The organism is Ruminococcus sporogenes (genome assembly GCF_054655175.1).
In genome coordinates this window covers 247432-269568 of the sequence record NZ_BAAHOA010000004.1, presented here as the reverse complement: position 1 = coordinate 269568, position 22137 = coordinate 247432, and the positions used below count along the sequence as shown (strand labels likewise).

At 45.0% G+C, this 22137-nt stretch carries 18 protein-coding genes and 3 tRNA genes; 16 read left to right on the top strand and 5 right to left on the bottom strand.

What is annotated here, in order from left to right:
• Positions 1-197: 197 nt before the first annotated feature.
• From ACYQ0N_RS14140 to fabD, 4 genes are read right to left on the bottom strand one after another with little or no spacing between them, the layout of a single operon-like run.
• Positions 198-1382, bottom strand: a complete 1185-nt coding sequence (locus tag ACYQ0N_RS14140) for an amidohydrolase (RefSeq protein ID WP_460163047.1) — start codon at positions 1380-1382, stop codon at positions 198-200.
• A gap of 20 nt (positions 1383-1402) precedes the next feature.
• Entirely contained in the window at positions 1403-1906 is a 504-nt protein-coding gene (locus ACYQ0N_RS14135) for a shikimate kinase (RefSeq protein ID WP_177532794.1), read from the bottom strand.
• A gap of 42 nt (positions 1907-1948) precedes the next feature.
• Positions 1949-2785, bottom strand: coding sequence for a shikimate dehydrogenase family protein (locus ACYQ0N_RS14130; RefSeq protein ID WP_460163046.1), 837 nt, complete (start codon positions 2783-2785; stop codon positions 1949-1951).
• A gap of 40 nt (positions 2786-2825) precedes the next feature.
• Entirely contained in the window at positions 2826-3746 is a 921-nt protein-coding gene (fabD, locus tag ACYQ0N_RS14125; protein WP_177532792.1) for an ACP S-malonyltransferase, read from the bottom strand.
• A gap of 254 nt (positions 3747-4000) precedes the next feature.
• On the opposite strand from fabD, the gene ACYQ0N_RS14120 reads away from it, so the two are divergent.
• The 10 genes from ACYQ0N_RS14120 (at position 4001) to acpP (ending at position 12516) form a co-directional block, all read left to right on the top strand.
• Entirely contained in the window at positions 4001-4996 is a 996-nt protein-coding gene (locus tag ACYQ0N_RS14120) for a 3-oxoacyl-ACP synthase III family protein (RefSeq protein WP_177532791.1), read from the top strand.
• A 123-nt stretch (positions 4997-5119) separates the two neighbouring features.
• Positions 5120-6046, top strand: a complete 927-nt coding sequence (fabK, locus tag ACYQ0N_RS14115; protein ID WP_460163045.1) for an enoyl-[acyl-carrier-protein] reductase FabK — start codon at positions 5120-5122, stop codon at positions 6044-6046.
• 129 nt (positions 6047-6175) lie between these two features.
• A complete protein-coding gene (fabG, locus tag ACYQ0N_RS14110) occupies positions 6176-6910 on the top strand; it encodes a 3-oxoacyl-[acyl-carrier-protein] reductase (protein ID WP_460163044.1) in 735 nt (244 codons plus the stop codon).
• A 25-nt stretch (positions 6911-6935) separates the two neighbouring features.
• Positions 6936-8174: a beta-ketoacyl-ACP synthase II gene (fabF, locus tag ACYQ0N_RS14105; RefSeq protein ID WP_460163043.1), complete on the top strand. Its 1239-nt coding sequence runs from the start codon at positions 6936-6938 to the stop codon at positions 8172-8174.
• Between the two features lie 11 nt (positions 8175-8185).
• Complete coding sequence (gene accB, locus ACYQ0N_RS14100) at positions 8186-8677, top strand: acetyl-CoA carboxylase biotin carboxyl carrier protein (protein ID WP_460163042.1); 492 nt, start codon at positions 8186-8188, stop codon at positions 8675-8677.
• Between the two features lie 12 nt (positions 8678-8689).
• The gene (fabZ, locus tag ACYQ0N_RS14095; protein WP_177532787.1) at positions 8690-9124 is read left to right on the top strand and encodes a 3-hydroxyacyl-ACP dehydratase FabZ; all 435 of its coding nucleotides are present in this window, start codon (positions 8690-8692) and stop codon (positions 9122-9124) included.
• Positions 9125-9162: 38 nt separating this feature from the next.
• Positions 9163-10509: an acetyl-CoA carboxylase biotin carboxylase subunit gene (locus tag ACYQ0N_RS14090; protein ID WP_460163041.1), complete on the top strand. Its 1347-nt coding sequence runs from the start codon at positions 9163-9165 to the stop codon at positions 10507-10509.
• Positions 10510-10526: 17 nt separating this feature from the next.
• Positions 10527-11411, top strand: coding sequence for an acetyl-CoA carboxylase, carboxyltransferase subunit beta (gene accD / locus ACYQ0N_RS14085; RefSeq protein ID WP_177532785.1), 885 nt, complete (start codon positions 10527-10529; stop codon positions 11409-11411).
• Position 11412: 1 nt separating this feature from the next.
• Positions 11413-12216 (top strand): acetyl-CoA carboxylase carboxyltransferase subunit alpha, encoded by an 804-nt coding sequence (locus tag ACYQ0N_RS14080; RefSeq protein ID WP_177532784.1) that lies wholly within the window; start codon positions 11413-11415, stop codon positions 12214-12216.
• A 72-nt stretch (positions 12217-12288) separates the two neighbouring features.
• Positions 12289-12516 carry an acyl carrier protein gene (acpP, locus tag ACYQ0N_RS14075; protein WP_177532783.1) on the top strand — a complete coding sequence of 76 codons (228 nt, stop codon included), beginning with the start codon at positions 12289-12291 and terminating at the stop codon, positions 12514-12516.
• 107 nt (positions 12517-12623) lie between these two features.
• On the opposite strand, the gene feoB is transcribed toward acpP, so the two are convergent.
• A complete protein-coding gene (gene feoB / locus ACYQ0N_RS14070; RefSeq protein ID WP_177532782.1) occupies positions 12624-14753 on the bottom strand; it encodes a ferrous iron transport protein B in 2130 nt (709 codons plus the stop codon).
• 343 nt (positions 14754-15096) lie between these two features.
• On the opposite strand from feoB, the gene ACYQ0N_RS14065 reads away from it, so the two are divergent.
• The 6 genes from ACYQ0N_RS14065 (at position 15097) to ACYQ0N_RS14040 (ending at position 22117) form a co-directional block, all read left to right on the top strand.
• Positions 15097-15173, top strand: a tRNA-Pro gene (locus ACYQ0N_RS14065).
• Between the two features lie 95 nt (positions 15174-15268).
• Positions 15269-15344, top strand: a tRNA-Thr gene (locus ACYQ0N_RS14060).
• 33 nt (positions 15345-15377) lie between these two features.
• Positions 15378-15462: transfer RNA gene (locus tag ACYQ0N_RS14055), tRNA-Tyr, on the top strand.
• A 253-nt stretch (positions 15463-15715) separates the two neighbouring features.
• Positions 15716-17539, top strand: coding sequence for a translational GTPase TypA (gene typA, locus ACYQ0N_RS14050; protein WP_177532781.1), 1824 nt, complete (start codon positions 15716-15718; stop codon positions 17537-17539).
• A gap of 218 nt (positions 17540-17757) precedes the next feature.
• The gene (locus tag ACYQ0N_RS14045) at positions 17758-20154 is read left to right on the top strand and encodes a glycogen/starch/alpha-glucan phosphorylase (RefSeq protein ID WP_460163040.1); all 2397 of its coding nucleotides are present in this window, start codon (positions 17758-17760) and stop codon (positions 20152-20154) included.
• 79 nt (positions 20155-20233) lie between these two features.
• Positions 20234-22117 (top strand): glycoside hydrolase family 13 protein, encoded by a 1884-nt coding sequence (locus ACYQ0N_RS14040; RefSeq protein ID WP_460163039.1) that lies wholly within the window; start codon positions 20234-20236, stop codon positions 22115-22117.
• The last annotated feature ends 20 nt before the right edge of the window (positions 22118-22137 follow it).

Genomic DNA, 22137 nt, shown 5'->3' with positions numbered 1-22137 from the left:
CTGCTTTTCGTAAAAGCAAAACATTGCGAGCAAAGAAATGAAAAATAACTTTTACTATGCTTTTCGTAAAAGCTAAACATTGCAAGCAAAGAAATGAAAGATACTTTTACCATGCTTTTTTCAAAAGCATAAAAATTTTGTTAAGCTTTTTTCAAAAGCAAAAAAGAACGCCTTAACGACAAGGCGTTCTGGACTATTTATATATGAGTACTTTTAAAATTATTTTTCACGATGACGCCGTCCTCCGTAACAATAACAGGCTCGGACATCATATCCAGCGGGTCGCAGTGCTTAGGGTAAAGCTGGAAATCGGCGTCCTTTCCAACCTCTATGCTGCCTGTCAGGTCAGCTATTCCAGCGGCTTCCGCCGCATTGCAGGTTATAGCCTTCAGTGCTTCGTCATAGTCCATTCCGCCCTTGACTGCAGCCGCAGCCGACAGCGGCAGATATTGTATAGGAACGACTGTATGATCTGTGCAGATAGCCGTCTTAACTCCATTTTCGGCCAGTGCCCCCGCATTTTTCAGTTCAAGTGACTTCATTTCCGGCTTGCATCTGTCGCATAATATTGGGCCTGCTATTGCGGTTACATTTTCTCCTCCAAGAATATCTGCGATAAGGTGTCCCTCGGTTGCATGGATCAACACAGGCTTTATTCTAAATTCTTTGGAAATTCTCAGAGCGGTGAAAATATCGTCGGCTCTGTGACAATGAAAATAAGCTGCTGTTTCATTTTTCAGAAGCGGCAGAAGCGACTCGCATTTTATATCGTATTCAGGCAGCTCGGAGTTTTCTTTGTCATTTTCATAATCACGAATTCCATCAAGGTATCTCTTCGCCTTGGCAAGCCCTTCTCTAATAACTGCGGCAGTAGCCATTCTTGTAATAGGCATTTCATCTCTTCCGTTATAGACTCTTTTCGGATTTTCACCGAGAGCAAATTTAACGCCTACCGTTCTGATTACCATATCGTCGATACGTCTGCCGGCAGTTTTTGCTGCTATTATCTGCCCTCCGCAGGGATTGGCGCTCCCCGGACAGATAACTGCGCTTGTAATTCCCCTTGCTACAGCCTCGTAAAAGCATCTGTCAAATGGGTTTATACCGTCTATTACTCTCATCTGAGGCGTAAACGGGTCGGTAGCTTCGTTGCAGTCGTCGCCCTCAAAGTCTATTCCGTTTTCAATAATACCCAGATGAGTATGAGCGTCGATAAAGCCCGGTAAAAGCAGACCGCCGCTGCCGTCGATATCGTGGCTTTCCGTTTCCTGGGGGCGTCCCTCGCATACCGCTGCGAATTTTCCGTTTTCGATTTGAACCCACCCGTTTTCGATTACCCTGTCGTCCGCCATTGTTTTAATTTTAACGTTATAAATTTTCATAATTGAATTAATCTCCGAATTTATTTCTGGAATAAGCTTAAATTATCCATTATTTCTTTTGCAACGCTTAAAGGACCGCCTTCACATTTTATAGTCATAGAAGAATTTTTTTTATATACGGGATATCTTTCATTAAAAAGCTCTTCAAGCTGCTTTGGAGTACGGCTTGCAGCAACCGGACGGTTTGAGTCTCCTGAAATACGGTAAAAGCAGGTCTTGAACGGGACGTCAAGAAAAACGACAATACCGTTTTCACGGGCGATACCGCTGTTTATATCGCTCAGCATCGCGCCGCCTCCGCATGCCGCTATTCCGTTGAAATCGCAGAGCTCTTTTATAATGTCCGTTTCCAGCTTTCTGAAATAAGGCTCTCCGTATTTTTTAAATATATCGGGTATGGGCATTCCCGCTCTTTTAACAATAAGCTCGTCGGTATCGCAGTAGCCGCGTCCGCTTATCTCCGCAAGCTTTTTGCCAACCGTAGTTTTGCCGCAGCCCATGAAGCCGCATAAAAATACAGTCATCTGTGCTCCTCCTTTATTTTAAACAAAAAAGTAAGATGTTAATTAATTAAAATCCCGTTCTACAATTTTAGCGGCGTCCGAAATAATTGTGTTTATCTGTTCGTCGGCGTAGCTGTCGCCGTCCCATATTTCATGAGCGGACACAGCCTGAAGTACAAGCATCGACATACCGCCCACAGCGGCTATTCCCGCTTCCTCCGCATACTGTATAAGCTTGGTTTTAACGGGATTATAAACGGCGTCGAAAACCGCTCCGCAACGGCCTGTAATTTCTCTGCTTACCGGACATGCGCCGGTCTTAGGGTACATTCCCACAGGCGTAGCGTTTATAAGCAGGTCGAATTCGCCGGATATACTATCCATAGAGGTTATACTGATTTCCGCGCCGCTTATTTTTTCCTTCGCTTCTCCGACAAGCCTTACGGCGGTTTCCATAGCCTCCGGAATTACAGCCATAGTAACCGCAGCGCCGTGCCTTGCCGCTTCTATAGCCATCATTCTGCCAACTCCGCCGCAGCCCAGAAGCAGAACGCGTCCTCCGAGATTTTTTTTCGGAACTGAACGCAAAAAACCGTCGCAGTCTGTATTAAAGCCGGTCAGCCTGCCGTTTTTTCTGCATATACAGTTTACCGAATTATATCTCTCGGCGCTTTCGTCCAGCGAATCGAGGTATTCTATAACGGAAACCTTATGCGGTATGGTTACGTTAAGTCCGTCATAGCTTTCGAGCAGCTCCGGCAGCTTAACTGCTATTTCCTCCGGAGCTATATCCAGCAGATCGTATTGAGCGCTTCTGCCGGATTCCTCAAAAAGCCTATTATGTATAAAGGGGGACATGGAATGTCCCAGCGGATGACCTATCAAACCGTATTTTTTCAAAATGATTACCTCCCTGCAAACAGCTTAAAATTATATTTTCTTATTTTAATTCCGCCGCTTTTTCAAGTGATTTGATATCCTCAATATTTGCGGCGTTTACGCCCTTAAGGGTTTTTCTGACAAGTCCGGTCAGAACCTTATTCGGACCAAGCTCTATAAAGCTTTCAATGCCGTTTTCCTGCATATTCGCAAGCTCTGAGGTAAACAGAACCGGCGAAGTCATGTGCTTTGCCAGAAGCGACGGCATATCGGAGAAGTCCTTAAGCTCTCCGCCAAGTACGTTTGAATAAAAAGGCACGCGAGGCTTTTTGAATTTAATATTCTTTATTTCATTATAGAATTCTTTTGCCGCGCTCTCCATAAGCTTTGAATGAAAAGCCGCCGAAACCTTTAGCTGAACTGCTCTTGCGCCCGCTTCGGCAAAAGCCGCCGCCGCTTTTTCAGCCGCCGCCTTTTCTCCCGCAATAACGGTCTGCGCCGGAGAATTATAATTGACTGGAACAACATAGCCTTCGGTATCGGCGCAGATTTTTTCGATTTCCTCAGGGGACATTTTCATAATGGCGTACATTGCTCCGTCGGTTTCATTTCCGGCCTTGTCCATAGCCGCCGCTCTTGCTTTTATTATACGGAAGGCGTCCTCTAAGGAAATCATTTCAGCGGCGGTCATCGCCGCGTATTCTCCCAGAGAATGACCTGCCGCGGCGTCGAATGAAAAACCGTTTTTCTCAGCGGTTTTAAAGCACAGCAGGGACATAGCCATTATGGCCGGCTGCGAATTACAGGTTTGAGCAAGCTCTCCTTCAGAGCCTTCAAAGGTTAGCTTTGCCAGATCGAATCCAAGTATATCAGAGCCCGTTTCATAAATATACGAAAATTCTGGGTTTGCGTTCAAAAGCTCTCTGCCCATACCCGGATACTGAGAGCCTTGTCCGGAAAATAGGAATGCTGTTTTAGACATAATAATAACTCCAATCAAAAAAATTTTTTATGTTTATATTCCACAGTTTTTTTGAATGATATTTGTGCAAACTGCGGTATTTTATTTTGAGTGTCACAAAATAACAATTATTACATTGCAAAAAAGTTAAAAATAGATTACAATAAAATATGATTGATTTAAAGGTTAGCTGAAATCACTGGCTTCAGTTTGACCTTTTATAATAACTATACCACAAATTAAAGGATATGACAACTTACAAGGAGGAATTTTTTTTGCCGGGAATCAGAATTTTAGGTACTGGTAGCTACCAGCCTCAGAAAAAAGTAGTGAATGAGGATTTCACATCGTTCATCGAAACCAGCGACGAATGGATCACAACCAGAACGGGAATGAAGGAACGGTTTGTTTCAAACGGCGAGCCGACATGGTTCATGGGAGCTCAGGCGGCAAAGTCGGCTATATCGGCCGCGGGAATTTCTCCTGAGGATATTGGAGTCATAATAGATACCAGTGTTTCACCGGATTATTACACTCCTTCTATGTCCTGCATGATTCAGAGGGAAACGGGAGCCGTCAACGCTATGACAATAGACGTCAACTGCGCGTGCGCCGGATGCGTTTACGCTATTGATATGGCAAAGCGTTATTTGCAGACTGATAAGGATATTAAATATGCTCTTGTAGTTGCAAATGAAAATCTGACTAAAATAACCGATTATACCGACAGAAGCACATGCGTACTGTTCGGAGACGGCGCGGCGGCTATGGTTATAGAAAGAGCCGACAACGCCGTTTATTCAAGCTTTCTGGGAGCTGACGGAAACGGGGCCAAGTATCTCTTTGCAAGGTCTATACCGCCGGCAAACGCTTTTATGACCGGAGAGGGCAAGGTAGACGACGGTTTTCCCGAGTCGAATTCCCACTATCTTTATCAGGACGGCAGAGAGGTCTATAAGTTTGCTACGAAGGCTCTGCCCAGCGCGCTGACCAAGGCGGCTGAAAAGATAGATTTCGAACTGACAAGGCTGAACGTTATAATACCCCATCAGGCAAACGTAAGAATTATTGAAACCGCCGCTAAGAATCTGGGTATATCCATGGATAAATTCATTATCAATTTGGATAAGCACGCCAATACGTCAAGCGCTTCGATTCCTATTGCTCTTCATGAGGCGGTAACGGAAGGAAAAATCAAAAGCGGAGATTTGGTGGGACTTGTCGGTTTCGGCGCGGGACTAACGTTCGGAGCTATAATATTTGAATTTTAAACGACAGGCCTTAGTGTTGACTGCCGGCGGGTTATTGTATATAATATTGATTACGGCGTCAGATTAATTTCGTGAAATTTAAGCGGACATTTTAAGAAATAGCCTTAGGAAAGAGGAAAACTGATGACTACAAGAATAACAGAACTTCTGGGTATAAAATACCCTGTAATACAGGGCGGAATGGCATGGGTGGCTGAAAGCACCCTTGCAGCCGCCGTATCAAACGCCGGAGGACTCGGCATTATCGCGGGCGGAGCCGCTCCGATCGACTATCTCAGAGAACAGATAAGAAGGACCAAGGAGCTTACAGATAAACCGTTCGGCGTTAATATAATGCTTATGAGCCCTAATGCGGAGGAGCTTTCTCGGCTTGTAATAGACGAGAAGGTCCCGGTTGTAACCACAGGGGCCGGAAATCCGGGCAAATATATGGCGGCATGGAAAGAAGCGGGTATAAAGGTGATTCCTGTTATACCGTCGGTGGCTTTGGCAAAGAGAATGGAAAGAGCGGGAGCAGACGCGGTAGTTGCCGAGGGTACGGAATCCGGAGGACATATAGGTGAAAATACTACTATGTGTCTTGTTCCTCAGGCTGCCGACGCTTTAAATATTCCGGTAATAGCTGCCGGAGGAATTGCGGACGGCAGAGGAATTGCAGCGTCCTTTATGCTGGGTGCAGAGGGCGTTCAGATAGGAACACGCTTTCTGGCGTCCGAGGAATGTCAGATACATCCCGTTTACAAGCAGCTTGTGGTTGAGGCAAAGGACACCGATAACGTCGTTACCGGCAGAAGCACGGGCCACCCGTGTCGGAATCTCAAGACTAAATTTTCAAAAAGACTTTCCGGCGGCGAAATGAACGGAACTATCACTCCGGACGAGTTTGAGAAGATAACTCTCGGCTCAACCAGAAAGGCGGTTGTGGACGGCAATCTCGAAGAGGGATCTTTCCTTTGCGGACTTATTGCGGGAATGATAAATGATGTAAAGCCCTGTAAGGAAATAATTGAGGAAATGATGGCGCAGGCTGAAAAGCTGATGAAGATATAATTATGCTTTCAGTTTTTCGATACCGGAAAGAAAAGAATAAAGCCTGGCGGCAAGAGTATCGCAAAAATGGGAATTGTAATCTGTATTATATAAAAGGTTTAGATAAAAGCAAACAGGAGGTAGCAGTAAATGGCAACAGCTTTAATTACAGGCTCTTCAAGAGGAATCGGCGCGGCTATAGCCTTAAGGCTTGCTAAGGACGGCTTTGACATAGCTCTCAACGATTTAAACGAGGGAATGTTTGAAAATAACGATATTGCGGAAAAAATCAGGGAATTCGGAGTAAAGTGCGAAATTTTCCTCGCCGACGTATCTGATTATTCGCAGTGTGAGGAAATGGTCGGCAGCATTAGGGAAAAATTCGGCGGACTTGACGTTTTAGTAAACAATGCCGGAATAACCAAGGACGGACTTATGGCGAGAATGTCTGAGGAGCAGTATGATAAGGTAATAGCGGTAAATCAGAAGAGCGTGTTTAATATGATGAAGCTTGCCGGAAAAATAATGATGAAGCAGAGAAGCGGAAGGATTATCAATATGGCTTCCGTTGCCGGTCTTTACGGAAATCCGGGGCAGATCAATTATTCAGCCTCTAAGGCTGCCGTTATAGGAATGACAAAGACCGTTGCCAAGGAGCTTGGCTCAAGAGGCGTCGGCGTCAACGCCGTTGCTCCGGGATTTATAAAAACTCCCATGACCGATAAGCTTACCGAAGAGCAGAAAAACGCAGTGCTGAATCTTATCGCCATGAAGCGTTACGGCCTTCCGGAGGAGATTGCCGGAGTAGTTTCTTTCCTTGCCTCAGAGGATTCAAGCTATGTTACCGGACAGGTTATCGAGATTTCCGGCGGGCTTTCGATGTAATAAAAAAGAGAAAAGGAATGTATATATGAGCAGAAGAGTTGTAATTACTGGACTGGGAACTATTAATCCGCTCGGAAACAATGTACACGAATTCTGGGAGGGAGTAAAGTCTAATAAACTCGGAATAGACAGAATCAAGGAGTTTGAAACAGACGATATCGGAGTACGCGTAGCGGGAATTGTAAAAGGCTTTGAGCCTACGGATTTCATTGAAAAAAAAGAAGCGAGAAAAATGGAACGGTTTACACATTTTGCGGTAGTGGCTTCAGACGAGGCTCTCAAGGACTGCGGATCGGATTTCAAGGATATCGATCCTTACAGAGCCGGAGTAATAATAGGCTGCGGCATAGGCGGAATCGGGCTTACTCTCAGCGAATATGAAAAATTTCTGGGCAAGGGAGTCAACAGGGTATCTCCGTTTTACGTTCCTATGATGATAGGAAATATGGCGGCAGGACAGGTTTCTATGAAAACCGGCTTCAAGGGAGATAATTTTTCAACTGTAACCGCATGCGCTTCAGGTACTCACGCGGTAGGAGAGTCCTTCAGAAAAATAAAGGACGGTTATCTTGACGTTGCGCTCTGCGGAGGAACCGAATCGGCAATACTGCGTTTCACACTTGCCGGCTTCAACAATATGAAGGCGCTTACTAAGGCGGAGGATCCTCAAAGGGCGTCCATACCCTTCGACAAGGAAAGAAGCGGCTTTGTTCTGGGAGAGGGCTGCGGAATGCTTGTGCTTGAGGAATACGAGCATGCGAAGGCCAGAGGCGCAAACATATATGCGGAGGTTGCCGGCTATGGCGCAACCTGCGACGCATATCATATAACGTCTCCTGATCCGGAGGGAGAGGGCGCCGCCGCCGCAATGAAAAACGCCTACACGGAAGCCGGACTTAAGCCGGAGGATGTGACATATATTAATTCTCACGGCACTTCTACAGGTCTTAACGATAAATATGAAACTCTGGCTATTAAAAAAGCGCTGGGCGAAGCGGCCTACAATGTTAAAATCAATTCTACCAAATCCATGATAGGACATCTTCTTGGTGCGGCAGGCGGCGTGGAGGCAGTTGTAACGGCTCTCAGCGTTAAAAATGACATTATCCATAAAACTATCGGTTTCCAGACGCCGGATGAGGAATGCGATCTTGATTACTGCGTTTTAGGCAATGTTGAAACAACTGTAAACGCGGCGCTTTCAAACTCTCTCGGCTTCGGCGGACATAACGCTACAATTTGTATGAAAAAGGCTATTGATTAAGGAGAATGTATATGAGCGAAAATATGATTGCCTGTAATCTTACATTCGAGGAAATAAACAAACTTGCGGATAAGGTTGAAAACGGAAAGCTTTCGAAGGTAAAGATCAAAAACGGCGACTGCGAGATTGTGATAGAAAAGGAAATAAAAGGACCTCCCGTTATGCCGATGATTCCGCCTCCGTCAATGAGTATGGGTATGGCTGCAGGAACGGTTCCGGCTTCTCCGTCGGTTTCGCAGGAGCAGCATGAAGCGGAAAAGGAAATAAGCGGAAATATAGTTAAGGCACCTATCGTAGGCACATACTATTCAAAGCCCGGACCTGACAAGGCTTCCTTTGTCGAAGTGGGAAAAACCGTTAAAAAGGGCGACGTGCTGATGATAATCGAGTCTATGAAGCTTATGAACGAGGTGCAAAGCGAATTTGACGGCGTTGTAAAGGAAATACTGGTCAGTGACGGAGCGGCCGTTGAATACGATCAGCCTATTATGATAATCGGATAAGGAGGGTAAATAATGTCCGACGCAGTATATAATAAGGAGCAGATAATGGAGATTATCCCTCACCGAGATCCTTTTCTGCTGATCGACGAGATAAATGAGATAGAGCCTGGAAAGAGAGTAGTTGCAACTAAGCATATAAATGAAGACGATTTCTGGTTCAAAGGTCATTTTCCTGAATATCCCGTTACCCCGGGAGTTCTCATGATAGAAATGCTTGCGCAGGCCGGGGCCGCGGCAATGCTGGTTCTTCCTGAAAATAAGGGTAAGCTGGGGCTTTTTGCCGGTATCGACAAAGCAAAATTCAAAAAACAGGTAGTTCCCGGCGACACGCTGAAGCTTGAGGTTGAAATCATAAAGGTAAAGGGCCCTATCGGAGTAGGAAAGGGTATCGCAACTGTTGACGGTCAGAAGGCGGTTTCCGCGGAGATCACTTTTGCTATTAAATAAAAGTGAAAAATCAAACATACCTGAAAGTAGGCGAATAAATGTTTAAAAAGGTATTGATTGCCAATAGAGGCGAGATTGCTGTCAGAATAATAAGGGCGTGCAGAGAGCTTGGAATACGCTGCGTCGCCGTTTATTCCACTGCCGACCGGAACGCTCTTCATGCGCAGATAGCCGACGAGGCGGTGTGTATAGGGCCTGCCGATACAAAGGACAGCTATCTGAATATGAAGGCTATTATAGCGGCATGTGAAACTACGGGCTGTGACGCCGTCCATCCCGGCTTCGGTTTTTTATCCGAAAACGCCGCTTTTGCAAAAATGTGCAGAAAGTGCAATATAGAATTTATAGGACCGTCGCCGGAATCAATTGAAATGCTGGGCGACAAGGCGGCCGCCAAGGAAACTATGAAGAGGGCTGGAGTGCCGGTTATACCCGGCTCGGACGGAGCTGTCCGCACATTAGAGGAAGCGGAGGAGGCTGCGGAAAAAATCGGATTTCCGCTGCTTGTAAAGGCTTCTGCGGGCGGAGGCGGACGCGGCATAAGAATGGTGGAATCAAGGGAGCAGCTTGCGGCGCAGATAACCGCGGCTCAGTCGGAGGCAAAGAGCTTTTTCGGGGACGACGCCGTTTATATGGAAAGGTTCGTTGAAAATCCAAGACATATCGAAATACAGATACTTGCCGATAAGCAGGGGAACGTTATACATCTGGGAGAGCGTGACTGCAGTATGCAGCGGCGTAATCAGAAGGTTCTTGAGGAAAGCCCCAGCCCTGTTATGACCGACGAGCTTAGGAGAAAAATGGGCGAGGCGGCCGTAAAGGCGGCGAAGGTCTGCGGCTATTATAATGCCGGAACTATCGAGTTTCTTGTGGAAAACGGAAAAGATTTTTACTTCATGGAAATGAATACAAGAATACAGGTTGAGCATCCGGTAACGGAATTTGTGACCGGAGTAGATCTTGTCAAGGCTCAGATAAAGATCGCGTCGGGAATTCCCCTTGAAATCAAGCAGGAGGATATAACTATTTCGGGGCATGCGATCGAATGCCGTATCAACGCTGAAAATCCAAAGCTTAATTTCCGTCCTTCTCCGGGAAAAATAATAGCTTTGCATACTCCGGGCGGTCCGGGAATAAGAATAGATTCAGCGGCGTATCAGGGATATACCATTTCACCCTATTATGATTCCATGATAGCAAAGCTGATAGTTTACGCCCCTGCAAGGGAAGAGGCTATCATGAAAATGAAATGGGCTCTTTCAGAGTTTATTGTAGAGGGTATTGATACGAACATAGACTTCCAGCTTGCGCTGATAAAGTGTAAAGCCTTTGAAAGCGGGGAATACAGCAACCGTTTTCTTGATACATTTGAATTTGAAGGATAGGAGGCGGCGGATAAAAAATGTTAGAGGATCTTTTTAAGGTCGTAAAGACGAGATTCAACGGAAGTGAAAAGGCGGAGGTCAAATCTGCCGCAGAATCCAATAAAATACCGGATGATCTGCTTTTTAAATGTCCGAGATGCCGATGCGTTGTATTTGAGGACGAAATCAGAGCCGTTAATATGGTTTGTCCGGGATGCGGCTATCACGCCAGACTTACGGCTCAGGAGCGTCTTGCTATTACGGTTGACAAGGGAAGCTTTCGTGAAATAAACGGAAATATGACAAGTAGGAACCCTATAGGATTCCCGGGCTATGAGGAAAAGCAGCAAGGTCTCAGAGAGAAAACCGGTCTAAACGACGCCGTTGTAACAGGAGAGGCTGAAATCAGAGGGATTCCTGTCGTGATCGGTATCATGGATTCCAGATTCATGATGGCTTCAATGGGAAGCGTAGTCGGTGAAAAGATTGCAAGAGCTTTCGAATACGGCGCGAAGCATAAAATGCCTGTTATATTGTTTACCGCTTCGGGGGGAGCGAGAATGCAGGAGGGCATAGTCTCCCTTATGCAGATGGCGAAAACCTCCGGAGCCGCCGCAAGGCACGACGACGCGGGCCAGCTTTATATTACAGTGCTGACTGATCCTACGACCGGAGGAGTTACGGCGTCCTTTGCGTCGCTTGGGGATATTATAATAGCCGAGCCTAAAGCGCTTATAGGATTTGCGGGAAGGCGCGTTATAGAGGGTACTATAAAGCAAAGGCTTCCCGATGATTTTCAGCTTGCCGAATTTCTGCTTGAAAAGGGATTTATAGACATGATAGTTGAAAGGCGCAGAATGCGCAGCGTGCTTTCACATCTGCTGAAGCTGCACGGCTATCTTCCGGATAAGGAGGGACGCTGATATGAATAATAAAACTCCTTGGGAAAGAATGGAGCTGCTTCGAGGCAAGGAACGTCCGACTATAAACGATTATATACCCCTTATATTTGACGAGTTCTACGAAATGCACGGAGACAGACTATACGGCGACGACGCCGCAATACTTGGAGGTATAGCCCGTCTTGAGGGAATTCCGGTAACGGTTATAGCCGAGGTAAAGGGCAGAGACCTTAATGAAAATAAGAAAACAAATTTTGCTATGCCTCATCCGGAGGGCTACAGAAAAGCCCTGAGACTTGCAAAGCAGGCAGAAAAGTTTCACAGACCGGTTATCTGCTTTATAGACACTCCCGGCGCGTTCTGCGGAGTTGAAGCTGAGGAAAGAGGTCAGGGCGAAGCGATAGCCAGAAATATCATGGAATTCATGAGATTGAGAACGCCCATTACTTCCGTGGTTCTCGGTGAGGGCGAAAGCGGAGGCGCGCTTGCGATCGGCGTGTGCGACAGACTTGCCGTGCTTGAAAACGCTTTATATTCGGTGATATCTCCGAGGGGCTGCGCAAGTATACTCTGGAAGGACGCTGCTCGCGAAAGGGAAGCGTGTGAAATTCTCAGGATAACCGCCGAGGATATGCTTGAGATGGGAGTGGCGGAGGCCATAATCGAGGAGCCGAACGGAAGCGCTCATAACGATTTATATAAAATAGCAGAAAATATTAAGGAATTTTTGTCAGATACTATAAGAGAAAATTTACAAAAAGATATTGACATTTTGCTTGAAGCAAGGTACACTAAGTTTAGAAAAATCGGAGAATATAACGAATAGTTATATTTTACTAAATGTTATATCGGTGTTAGCACCTTTATATAAAAATTAGACAATGGAGGAAATAAGAAGATGGTTTTTGACAAGGTAAAAGAGCTTATCGTTGACCAGCTTGATGTTGAAGAAGACGCTGTAAAGACGGAGTCGGTAATTATTGACGATCTCGGGGCTGATTCGCTTGACGTCGTTGATCTGGTTATGTCAATCGAGGAAGAATTTGATATTGAAATTCCTGACGAAGCGGTTGAAGGTATCAAGACTGTTGGCGATATTGTAAGCTACATCGAAAGCAATCAGTGATTTAAATATAAAGGCGGACGCGAAAGCGTCCGCCTTTTTTATAATATAGCGCGCAGTCAAAAAAGACTTAGAATTTGAAAATATAAAATAAAGTGGAATCGGCAGTTTTAGACAAATATGCCGCATACGTGCGAAATTACCGAACATATTACTATGCCGAAGGCTGTCGGCAGAAGAATCGCAGCGGCAGTCCATTTCAGGCTTCCTGTTTCCTTTTTAATAGTCAGACAGGTTGTAGAGCATGGGAAGTGAAACAATATGAAAATCATGGTACAGATAGCCGTTACCCATGTCCAGCCGTTGTCCACCAGCAGAGCCTTGAGTATTTCAGGACTTTCCGCCTCCGTTAGCATTCCGGCGGACATATAGGACATCATAATTATCGGTACAACGATTTCATTTGCCGGAAATCCGAGAATAAACGCCAGCAGAATCGTTCCGTCCATGCCCAGAAATTTTCCGGGTACTTCAAGAAAGCCGGCAAGCTTTGAGAGTATTGTTATATCGCCCACCGAGGCGTTAGCCAGAATCCAAATAAGAAGCCCTGCCGGAGCCGCAACCAGACATGCTCTTCCAAGTACGAAAATAGTCCGGTCAAATATTGATCTTATAATGACCTTACCAATCTGCGGACGTCTGTATGGCGGAAGCTCAAGGGTAAACGACGACGGTACGCCCTTTAAAACGGTAATTGAAAGAAGCCATGACGCAAGAAGAGTTGCCGCGACGCCGAGAACTATTACTCCGAGCAGAATTATTGCCGATGAAAAGGATTTTCCTATTCCGGTAACAGAGGCTGTAAAGAACATTGTAATAATAGTAATAAGCGACGGGAATCTTCCGTTGCAGGGCACGAAGTTGTTGGTCAGAATAGCTATAAGGCGTTCTCTGGGAGAATCAATTATACGGCATCCGGTTACGCCGGCGGCGTTACAGCCGAAGCCCATGCACATAGTCAAAGCCTGCTTACCGCATGCGTTTGCACGTCTGAAGTGTTTATCAAGATTAAACGCTGCTCTCGGCAGATAGCCGAGATCCTCCAGAAGAGTGAAGAGCGGAAAGAAAATTGCCATCGGAGGAAGCATTACGGAAACAACCCAGGCGAGTACGCGGTAAATTCCGTTTACGGCCATATCCGTTACCGTAGGATTGCAGTTGAGGGATCCGAGCAAAGCCTCCAGTTTGTCTCCAAGATAGAAAAGTCCGTTTGAAAGAAGCTGAGAGGGGTAATTTGCGCCGACTATCGTTATCCAGAAAATAATTCCAAGAATACCCAACATTATCGGTATTCCGAATATTCTGCTTGTTAAAATCCTGTCTATTTTGCTGTCGCGCTCATAATAGTCGGAATTTTTGAAGCTTACGGTTTTTTCTGCGATTTCCTCCGCGGAATTTATTATGCTCGATATTATATCGTCGTTTATAGTTTCCGCAGTAAAGCTTTTTCGGGCGAGAGATTCTCTGCATCTGTTAAGACATCCGAAAATTCTTTCCTCTGCGTCGAAGCCGAGATAGCTGTTTATGGAGCGGGATAGACGTTCATTACGGTCAATAAGCCTGACAGCCGTCCACCTTGCCGGTAATTTTCCGTTAATCTCCTTTTCAAGACTAAGGGAAACCTTTAATATTTCTTCCTCCAGACCTCTGCTGTAGGACGGCATAAACGAGCTTTCAGGCGGGCTTTCTATAACCTTCTCTACCGCGTCCATGAGCTCGTCAAGTCCCTTATTGTCTCTTGCCGTTACGCCCACCACCGGAATACCGAGTATCCCTGATAGTTTATCAATATCTATGCTTATTCCTTTTTTCTTTGCTTCGTCCAGCAGATTAACGCATAAAACTGTTTTCGGCGTGATTTCCATTGCCTGCAAAGTAAGGTTAAGATTTCGTTCAAGACAGGTTGCGTCGCAAACCACTATAACTGCGTCAGGTGACGCAAAGCAGATAAAATCTCTTGCCGCTTCCTCCTCCGCCGAATGAGCCATCAGCGAATAGGTTCCGGGCAGGTCTGCAAGTATGTATTTTTTTCCGTTATGCTCACACCGTCCTGCCGCGTTTGAAACCGTTTTGCCGGCCCAGTTGCCGGTATGCTGCCGCATTCCGGTCAGGGCGTTGAATACTGTGGACTTGCCGACGTTGGGATTTCCGGCGAGAGCTATCAGAAATTCTCCTTCCTGCTTGGCGGGCATATTTCCTTCAAAGGCATTTTTACCCGTTGATTGTGAGGTTAGTCCCATTTTGTCCTCCTCGATTAAGATTTATCATAGCTATAATATGAAAAATCCTGTATGTCCGATACAAAAAATTATGTAGTAAAAGTGCGAATGGAACGAGGTATCTGAATTATAAAAGAGATTTTTAATGAATTGTTGTAATTGAAATTAACGCATGGAAGAGCTGTCAACGAATTATGATGTATTTTCTGACGTGCGATAATAGTGCATAGTGACGATAATCTGAAGAGGACGGCAAAAAATAATTGTAATTGATTACAAAAATAGATTTTTTTATTGACATTTTGAGTAAAAACGTGTATAATAATAAAGCTGTTTGAATGAAAAACAATAAAAATAGTGTAATCGAGGCGTAACTCAGTTTGGTAGAGTGCTTGGTTTGGGACCAAGATGCCGCAGGTTCAAGTCCTGTCGCCTCGACCATTTTCCTTGAAAAATTTCAAAAAAAGGTTGACAAGCAAAAAAAGGTTGACAAGCTTAGATACTTGTGATATAATAATTAAGCATTCTGAAAAGATGCTGGTGTAGCTCAGTTGGTAGAGCAGCTGATTTGTAATCAGCAGGTCGGGGGTTCGAGTCCGTCCACCAGCTCCATATTCTGTCGGCAGAGTCCGACGGAATTTTTATGGGAGAATTCCCGAGTGGCCAAAGGGGGCAGACTGTAAATCTGTTGCTTTCAGCTTCGATGGTTCGAATCCATCTTCTCCCACCAATAACAAGTCCTGCATTTTTATGCAGGACATTTTTTATGCATTAAAAAAAACGCTCTTTAGACAAAATGTGCAGTTTAATGTTGATTCATTTAGGGGAAATTATATGGTAAAAGCGATTATGAACGGTTATGATGAAAACGATATATATTCGCTTTTTCAGGCAAGTTAAGCGCACTGCTGAAAAATTATAATTAGACTTTAGGTTATATTAATATAAATTTCATACCCTAAACATTTCTGGAGGAATGAAAAATGATCAGAGAAGATTTAAGAAACATAGCCATTATAGCCCACGTCGATCACGGTAAAACTACCCTTGTCGACGAAATGCTCAAGCAGGGCGGCGCGTTCAGGGAAAATCAGGTGGTTGCCGAAAGAGTCATGGACAACAATGATATAGAACGTGAAAGAGGAATTACCATTCTCGCAAAAAATACGTCCGTTTGCTATAACGGAACTAAAATTAATATAATAGATACGCCCGGACACGCGGATTTCGGCGGAGAGGTCGAGCGCGTGCTCAGTATGGTGGACGGGGTGCTTCTGCTTGTGGACGCAGCCGAGGGAGCAATGCCTCAGACCAGGTTTGTACTGTCTAAGGCTTTAGAAATGAACCATAAGATTATTATCGTAGTCAATAAGATTGACCGTCCCGACGCCCGTCTTGACGAAATCGGCGACGAGGTTCTCGAGCTTCTGCTTGATCTTGACGCAAACGAGGAACAGCTTGAAAGTCCTATACTTTTCTGCTCCGGAAGAGCCGGTACGGCGTCGCTGAGCCAGTATGAGGCGGGAACTGACCTCGCTCCTCTGTTCGATACTATTTTAAGCTATATTAATCCGCCTGAGGCAGACGAGGAAGGCCCGTTTCAGATGCTCATTTCATCAATAGATTATAATGAGTATGTGGGAAGAATCGGAATAGGCCGCATACAGAGAGGATCGGTCAGAGTCAATCAGAACGTTTCGGTCTGTAATCATCAGAATTCCGAAAAAAGGATTTCCAACGCAAGGCTTGTTTCTCTGCTTCAGATAGAGGGACTTCAGAGAGTGCCTGCCGAAACGGCAAAAGCGGGCGACATCGTCTGGATCAGCGGTATCGAGGGAATCACCATCGGCGACACAATATGCGCTCCCGATTGCGTGGAGCCTGTTGAATTTACAAAAATAAGCGAGCCTACGGTTGAAATGACTTTTTCCGTAAACGATTCTCCTTTTGCAGGCAGAGAGGGAAAATTTGTGACCTCGCGTCAGCTCCGTGAAAGACTTTTCAAGGAAACTCTAAAGGACGTTTCCCTGCGCGTTGAGGAGACCGAAAACACCGATTCGTTTAAGGTCGCCGGAAGAGGAGAGATGCATCTTTCAATCCTTATTGAAAATATGCGCCGCGAGGGCTATGAGCTTTCGGTTTCAACTCCGAGGGTGCTTTTCAAGGAGGACGAAAACGGCAGGAAGCTGGAGCCTGTCGAAAGACTTGTTATAGACGTTCCTGAAGACTGCGTCGGCTCTGTAATGGAAAAAATGGGAACGAGAAAGGCCGAGCTTGTTGAAATGCATCCGCAGGGTTCAAGAATGAAGCTTGAATTTATTATTCCCGCAAGAGGACTTTTCGGATATAAAAGCGAATTTCTGACGGATACTAAGGGCGAAGGAATAATGTCCAGCGTTTTTGACAGCTATCAGCCTTATAAAGGCGAAATTCCCAGAAGAAACACCGGCTCGCTTATTTCCTTTGAAACGGGCGAGGCGGTTACCTACGGCTTGTATAACGCGCAGGAGCGCGGACAGCTTTTTATCGACGCCGGCACTCCGGTTTACGAGGGTATGATAGTGGGGGCGTCTCCTAAAACCGAGGATCTGGTTGTAAATGTCTGCAAGAAAAAGCACCTTACCAATACGCGCGCAAGCGGTTCGGACGACGCTCTCAGACTTGTTCCTCCGAGACGTCTTAGTCTTGAGGACAGTCTGGAATTTTTGGCGGACGACGAGCTGCTGGAGGTTACTCCGGAAAATATCCGTATAAGAAAAAGAATCCTAAGTAATACTCAAAGAGCAAAAAACAGGGCGAAGCAGTAATTTGAAGGAATAAAAGCGCGGATAATTTTAAATCATGATTAAATTTATATGTTATTGATGAAAAAAGTTCGGGCAATATGTTAAAAACCTGAATCGGGTATTGAAAAACGGCAGCTTTTATAGTATAATGATTTTGTGAAAACTTTTATTTGTCTGCGCTTAACAGTACAGACAGTATATAAAACAATTCCATTTCATATGGGAGATAGGAGATAATAATGACAATAAAGCCGGAAATCGCAGATATAAAAGAGTCATTTATAAAAGAGCTTCAGCTCAGGTATAATATTTCACCGGATGAAGCTTCGGATAAACAGATATATCAGGTTTTGTCCTCGATAATAGTTGAATTTCTCAAAAAAAAGCGACAGAAGTTTATAAACAAGGTACATTCGGACGGCAAAAAGCAGGTATACTATCTTTCAATGGAATTTCTTATGGGACGTTCGCTGAAAACAAGTCTTTATAATCTTGAAATTGCCGGCGAAGTTGAAAAAATGCTTAAGGAATACGGCGTAAAGCTTGAAAATGTATATGAATACGAGCCTGACGCAGGACTTGGAAACGGCGGACTCGGACGTCTTGCGGCGTGTTATCTTGACGCGCTGGCAACTCAGGCATATCCGGCGATGGGCTATTCTATCTGCTATGAATACGGAATATTCAAGCAGAAGCTTGAAGACGGCTGGCAGACCGAACTTCCTGATAACTGGCTGCCCGGCGGCTCCGTATGGCTTGATCCCCGCCCCGAGCTTTCAATAGACATTCATTTTGAGGGCGAGCTTCAGGAATACTGGGACAATCAGTATCACCATATTTCACATGTCAATTACTCCACGGTTCAGGCTATTCCGTATGATATGTATGTTTCCGGACACGACAGCGAGGGAGTTTCGGTGTTAAGACTCTGGGCCGCTAAGGCTCCGAGCTTTGATATGTCGATGTTCAATCACGGCGACTATGAAAAGGCGTTGGGCCAGAACGCGGCTGCAAACGCCATCTCAAAGGTCCTTTATCCTAATGATAATCACCTTGAGGGCAAGGCTCTGCGTCTGCGTCAGCAGTATTTTCTCTGCGCCTCCTCTGTGGGGGATATTGTAAACAATCATATGTCGGTATACGGCACCTTGGATAATCTTCATGAAAAAACGGCTATTCATATAAACGATACGCATCCGACTCTTGCTATTCCCGAGCTTATGCGCATACTTCTTGACGACTGCGGCTATACATGGGAAAAGGCGTGGCATATCGTTACAAATACCTTTGCGTATACTAACCACACTGTAATGGCTGAAGCCCTTGAAAAATGGGACGTTAATCTTGTCAAGAGAATAATTCCGAGAATTTTCTCCATTATTGTTGAAATAAACAACCGCTACTGCGCCGAGCTTATGGAAAGAAACAACGGAGACAGCGCAAAAACGACAAGAATGTCTATTATCAAGGATAATCAGATTCATATGGCTACGCTCTGCGTTGTGGCGTCGCATAGCATAAACGGAGTTTCAAAGCTTCACTCGGAAATTATCAAGCACGATGTTTTCAACGACGAATATACCGATACTCCGAGAAAATTCAAAAACGTTACCAACGGTATCGCTTACAGAAGATGGCTTTATCAGTCCAATCCGGGACTTACCGCTCTTCTCAGGGAAAAGATCGGAGACAAATTCCTTCATGACGGCAGCGAGCTGAAAAAGCTCTGCGTATTTGAAAACGATAAATCAGTCCTTGAGGACATTATGAAAATAAAGAAGGATAATAAGGAGCGTTTTGCAAAGTATGTAAAGCAAAACAGTAATATCCTTATAGATACCGACAGCATTTTCGACGTTCAGGTAAAGCGTCTGCACGAATACAAGCGTCAGCATCTGAATGTTATGAACATTCTTGCGGATTATGAATTTCTGCTTAACAATCCCGACGCGGATTTTATTCCTAAGACATATATCTTTGCCGCAAAGGCGGCGCCGGGATATTATCTGGCAAAGCAGATCATCAAGCTTATATGGGCGATCTCCGAGGAGATAAGAAAGAATCCAAAGATAAGCAAAAAGCTTTCAGTTTATTTTCTTGAAGATTATAGGGTTACTCTTTCCGAGCTTCTTATGCCGGCAAGCGACATATCCGAACAGATTTCTCTGGCGGGCACAGAGGCTTCGGGTACGGGAAATATGAAGCTTATGCTCAACGGCGCTATTACGCTTGGAACGCTCGACGGCGCTAACATTGAGATAAAGGAGGCTGTCGGGGACGAAAATATAATAATCTTCGGAATGAAAACCGAGGAGGTCAACGATCTCAAGAGATCAGGCTACGATCCCGGCGCATATTATAAATCAAACCCTGTTATAAAAAGCTGTATAGACAGAATGTATCACGGCATAAACGGCTGCAGCTTCAGCGAGGTTGCAAATTCCCTTAAGGACGCGGATCCCTATATGGTTCTTGCGGATTTCGATTCCTACAGAAAGGCTCAGGCTCACTCTTCCGAATGCTATAAGAATTCTGAAAAATGGGCGAAAATGTCATTGAATAACATTGCCGGAGCAGGAATATTCTCCGCTGACAGAGCTGTAACAGAATATGCAAAGGACATCTGGGGACTTTGATAAGCTTATATAGATTTAAAGAAGGGCGCCCGGTTTTTCCGGACGCCCGGTTTTTATAACATTAAAGAGGAGAGGCTCTATGAAAAAGATTTTCGATAGCTGGAACGTTATGTATAAAAAGCCGTTCGGGGCTATAAAAAAGGGCGAGCCGTGCGAATTCAGGATAAGGCTTCCTAAAGACGTTGTTCCTGATTTTCCGCCGGTGCTTGTGCTTTTCAGAAACGGCTTCAAGGAAAGGTTTCTTCAGATGAATCTGGAGTCGGAGGACTCGGCGAATAACGTATATCAGACTACGTTTATTGCAAAATACGCCGGAGTACATTATTATTATTTTTCCTATACGTTAAACGGTACCAGAAATTATATAAAAAAGACTGCGTGTCATGAAAGCAGTATAAATTTCGGCGATTTATATCAGCTTACGGTTTACGACGAATCCTTTGAAACTCCCGAATTTTTAAAGGGCGGTATAATGTATCAGATTTTTCCGGATCGTTTTTATAAAAGCGGAAGGGTTCACGAAAATATTCCTTACGGCAGGGTAATGAGAGATAATTGGGAAGATACTCCTTATTACCGTCCTGACGAAAACGGTCACGTCTGGAATAACGATTATTTCGGCGGAGATCTGGAGGGTATAAGGGAGAAACTGCCTTATCTCAAGGAGCTTGGCGTGACCTGCATATATCTGAATCCTATATTTGAGTCCCATGAAAATCATAGATACAATACGGCTGATTACCGAAAGGTAGATCCGCTTTTAGGCACTAACGAGGATTTTAAAGCTCTTTGCGCAGAGGCGAAAGAATTCGGTATTTCCATTATACTTGACGGAGTTTTTTCCCATACGGGAGCAGACAGCGTTTATTTTAACAAGTTTAACCGTTACGACAGTCTGGGAGCTTATAATTCAAAGAACAGCGAATTTTATCCCTGGTATACCTTTTATGAATATCCTGATAAATATGAGGCGTGGTGGGGGATAGATACCCTGCCGAATGTGCGGGAAAACAACAAGGAATATACGGAGTATATCTGCGGAGACGGCGGCGTACTGGATTATTGGATTGAAATGGGAGCTGCCGGTTATCGTCTGGACGTTGCCGACGAGCTGCCCGACGAGTTTCTGGATAAGCTTAATAAATGCGTCAAGAAGCACGGCAAGGAAAAGCTAATAATAGGAGAAGTCTGGGAGGACGCCTCTAACAAGGAGAGCTACGGAGTTAAAAGGCGTTACCTGCTTGGACATCAGCTTGACTCGGTTATGAATTATCCGTTTCGTTCAGCGATTATGAATTATGTAAAGGGCGGCAGTCCTTATGATTTCAGAAACAGCGTTATGACGATTGTCGAAAATTATCCGAAGCCGTCGGTAGACGTGCTTATGAACAGTATTTCAACCCACGATATTGAGAGAGCCATAAATGTTCTTGGCGGTGAAAGCTGCGAGGGAAAAAGCAAGGACTGGATGAGCGGCCGTATGCTGACTGCGGAGGAATATGAGCTTGGCAGAAACAGAATGAAGGTGGCTATGGCTTTGCAGTATTTTCTTCCGGGGGTACCCTGTATTTATTACGGCGACGAGGCCGGTCAGCAGGGATATAAGGATCCGTTCAATCGCCGTTGCTATCAGTGGGGCAAAGAGGATCAGGAGCTGCTGAATTATACCCGTCTGCTTGCCAAGGTAAGAAAATCCTCTAAGGTTTTCAGGGACGGAACATTGAAGTTTTTGTATATAGACGATAACGTTATCGCTTTTTCAAGGGCGAGAAATCACAGGAGAAAAGCCGTTATTATATTTATAAACCGTTCGGCTCAGGAGCAGGTAATAGACAGCTCAAAGACGGACGTTAAATCTTGCTCGTATTATCATACTCTTTACGGAGATGTTAAGTTTGAGGAAAGACTGGTTCTGCCGCCGTATGGGTTCGCCGCGTTTAAGGTCGAGCTGCCGCTGCAATAAAAAGAATATAAGGGACGCTT

What these genes read in the sequence shown, in the direction of transcription:
- ACYQ0N_RS14045 (WP_460163040.1), top strand. Translation starts at nt 17,758, where the DNA reads ATGACAATAAAGCCGGAAATCGCAGATATAAAAGAGTCATTTATAAAA.
- ACYQ0N_RS14090 (WP_460163041.1), top strand. Translation starts at nt 9,163, where the DNA reads ATGTTTAAAAAGGTATTGATTGCCAATAGAGGCGAGATTGCTGTCAGA.
- ACYQ0N_RS14135 (WP_177532794.1), bottom strand. Translation starts at nt 1,906, where the DNA reads ATGACTGTATTTTTATGCGGCTTCATGGGCTGCGGCAAAACTACGGTT.
- fabF (WP_460163043.1), top strand. Translation starts at nt 6,936, where the DNA reads ATGAGCAGAAGAGTTGTAATTACTGGACTGGGAACTATTAATCCGCTC.
- fabZ (WP_177532787.1), top strand. Translation starts at nt 8,690, where the DNA reads ATGTCCGACGCAGTATATAATAAGGAGCAGATAATGGAGATTATCCCT.
- typA (WP_177532781.1), top strand. Translation starts at nt 15,716, where the DNA reads ATGATCAGAGAAGATTTAAGAAACATAGCCATTATAGCCCACGTCGAT.
- fabK (WP_460163045.1), top strand. Translation starts at nt 5,120, where the DNA reads ATGACTACAAGAATAACAGAACTTCTGGGTATAAAATACCCTGTAATA.
- fabD (WP_177532792.1), bottom strand. Translation starts at nt 3,746, where the DNA reads ATGTCTAAAACAGCATTCCTATTTTCCGGACAAGGCTCTCAGTATCCG.
- acpP (WP_177532783.1), top strand. Translation starts at nt 12,289, where the DNA reads ATGGTTTTTGACAAGGTAAAAGAGCTTATCGTTGACCAGCTTGATGTT.
- ACYQ0N_RS14040 (WP_460163039.1), top strand. Translation starts at nt 20,234, where the DNA reads ATGAAAAAGATTTTCGATAGCTGGAACGTTATGTATAAAAAGCCGTTC.
- accB (WP_460163042.1), top strand. Translation starts at nt 8,186, where the DNA reads ATGAGCGAAAATATGATTGCCTGTAATCTTACATTCGAGGAAATAAAC.
- ACYQ0N_RS14080 (WP_177532784.1), top strand. Translation starts at nt 11,413, where the DNA reads ATGAATAATAAAACTCCTTGGGAAAGAATGGAGCTGCTTCGAGGCAAG.
- feoB (WP_177532782.1), bottom strand. Translation starts at nt 14,753, where the DNA reads ATGGGACTAACCTCACAATCAACGGGTAAAAATGCCTTTGAAGGAAAT.
- fabG (WP_460163044.1), top strand. Translation starts at nt 6,176, where the DNA reads ATGGCAACAGCTTTAATTACAGGCTCTTCAAGAGGAATCGGCGCGGCT.
- accD (WP_177532785.1), top strand. Translation starts at nt 10,527, where the DNA reads ATGTTAGAGGATCTTTTTAAGGTCGTAAAGACGAGATTCAACGGAAGT.
- ACYQ0N_RS14140 (WP_460163047.1), bottom strand. Translation starts at nt 1,382, where the DNA reads ATGAAAATTTATAACGTTAAAATTAAAACAATGGCGGACGACAGGGTA.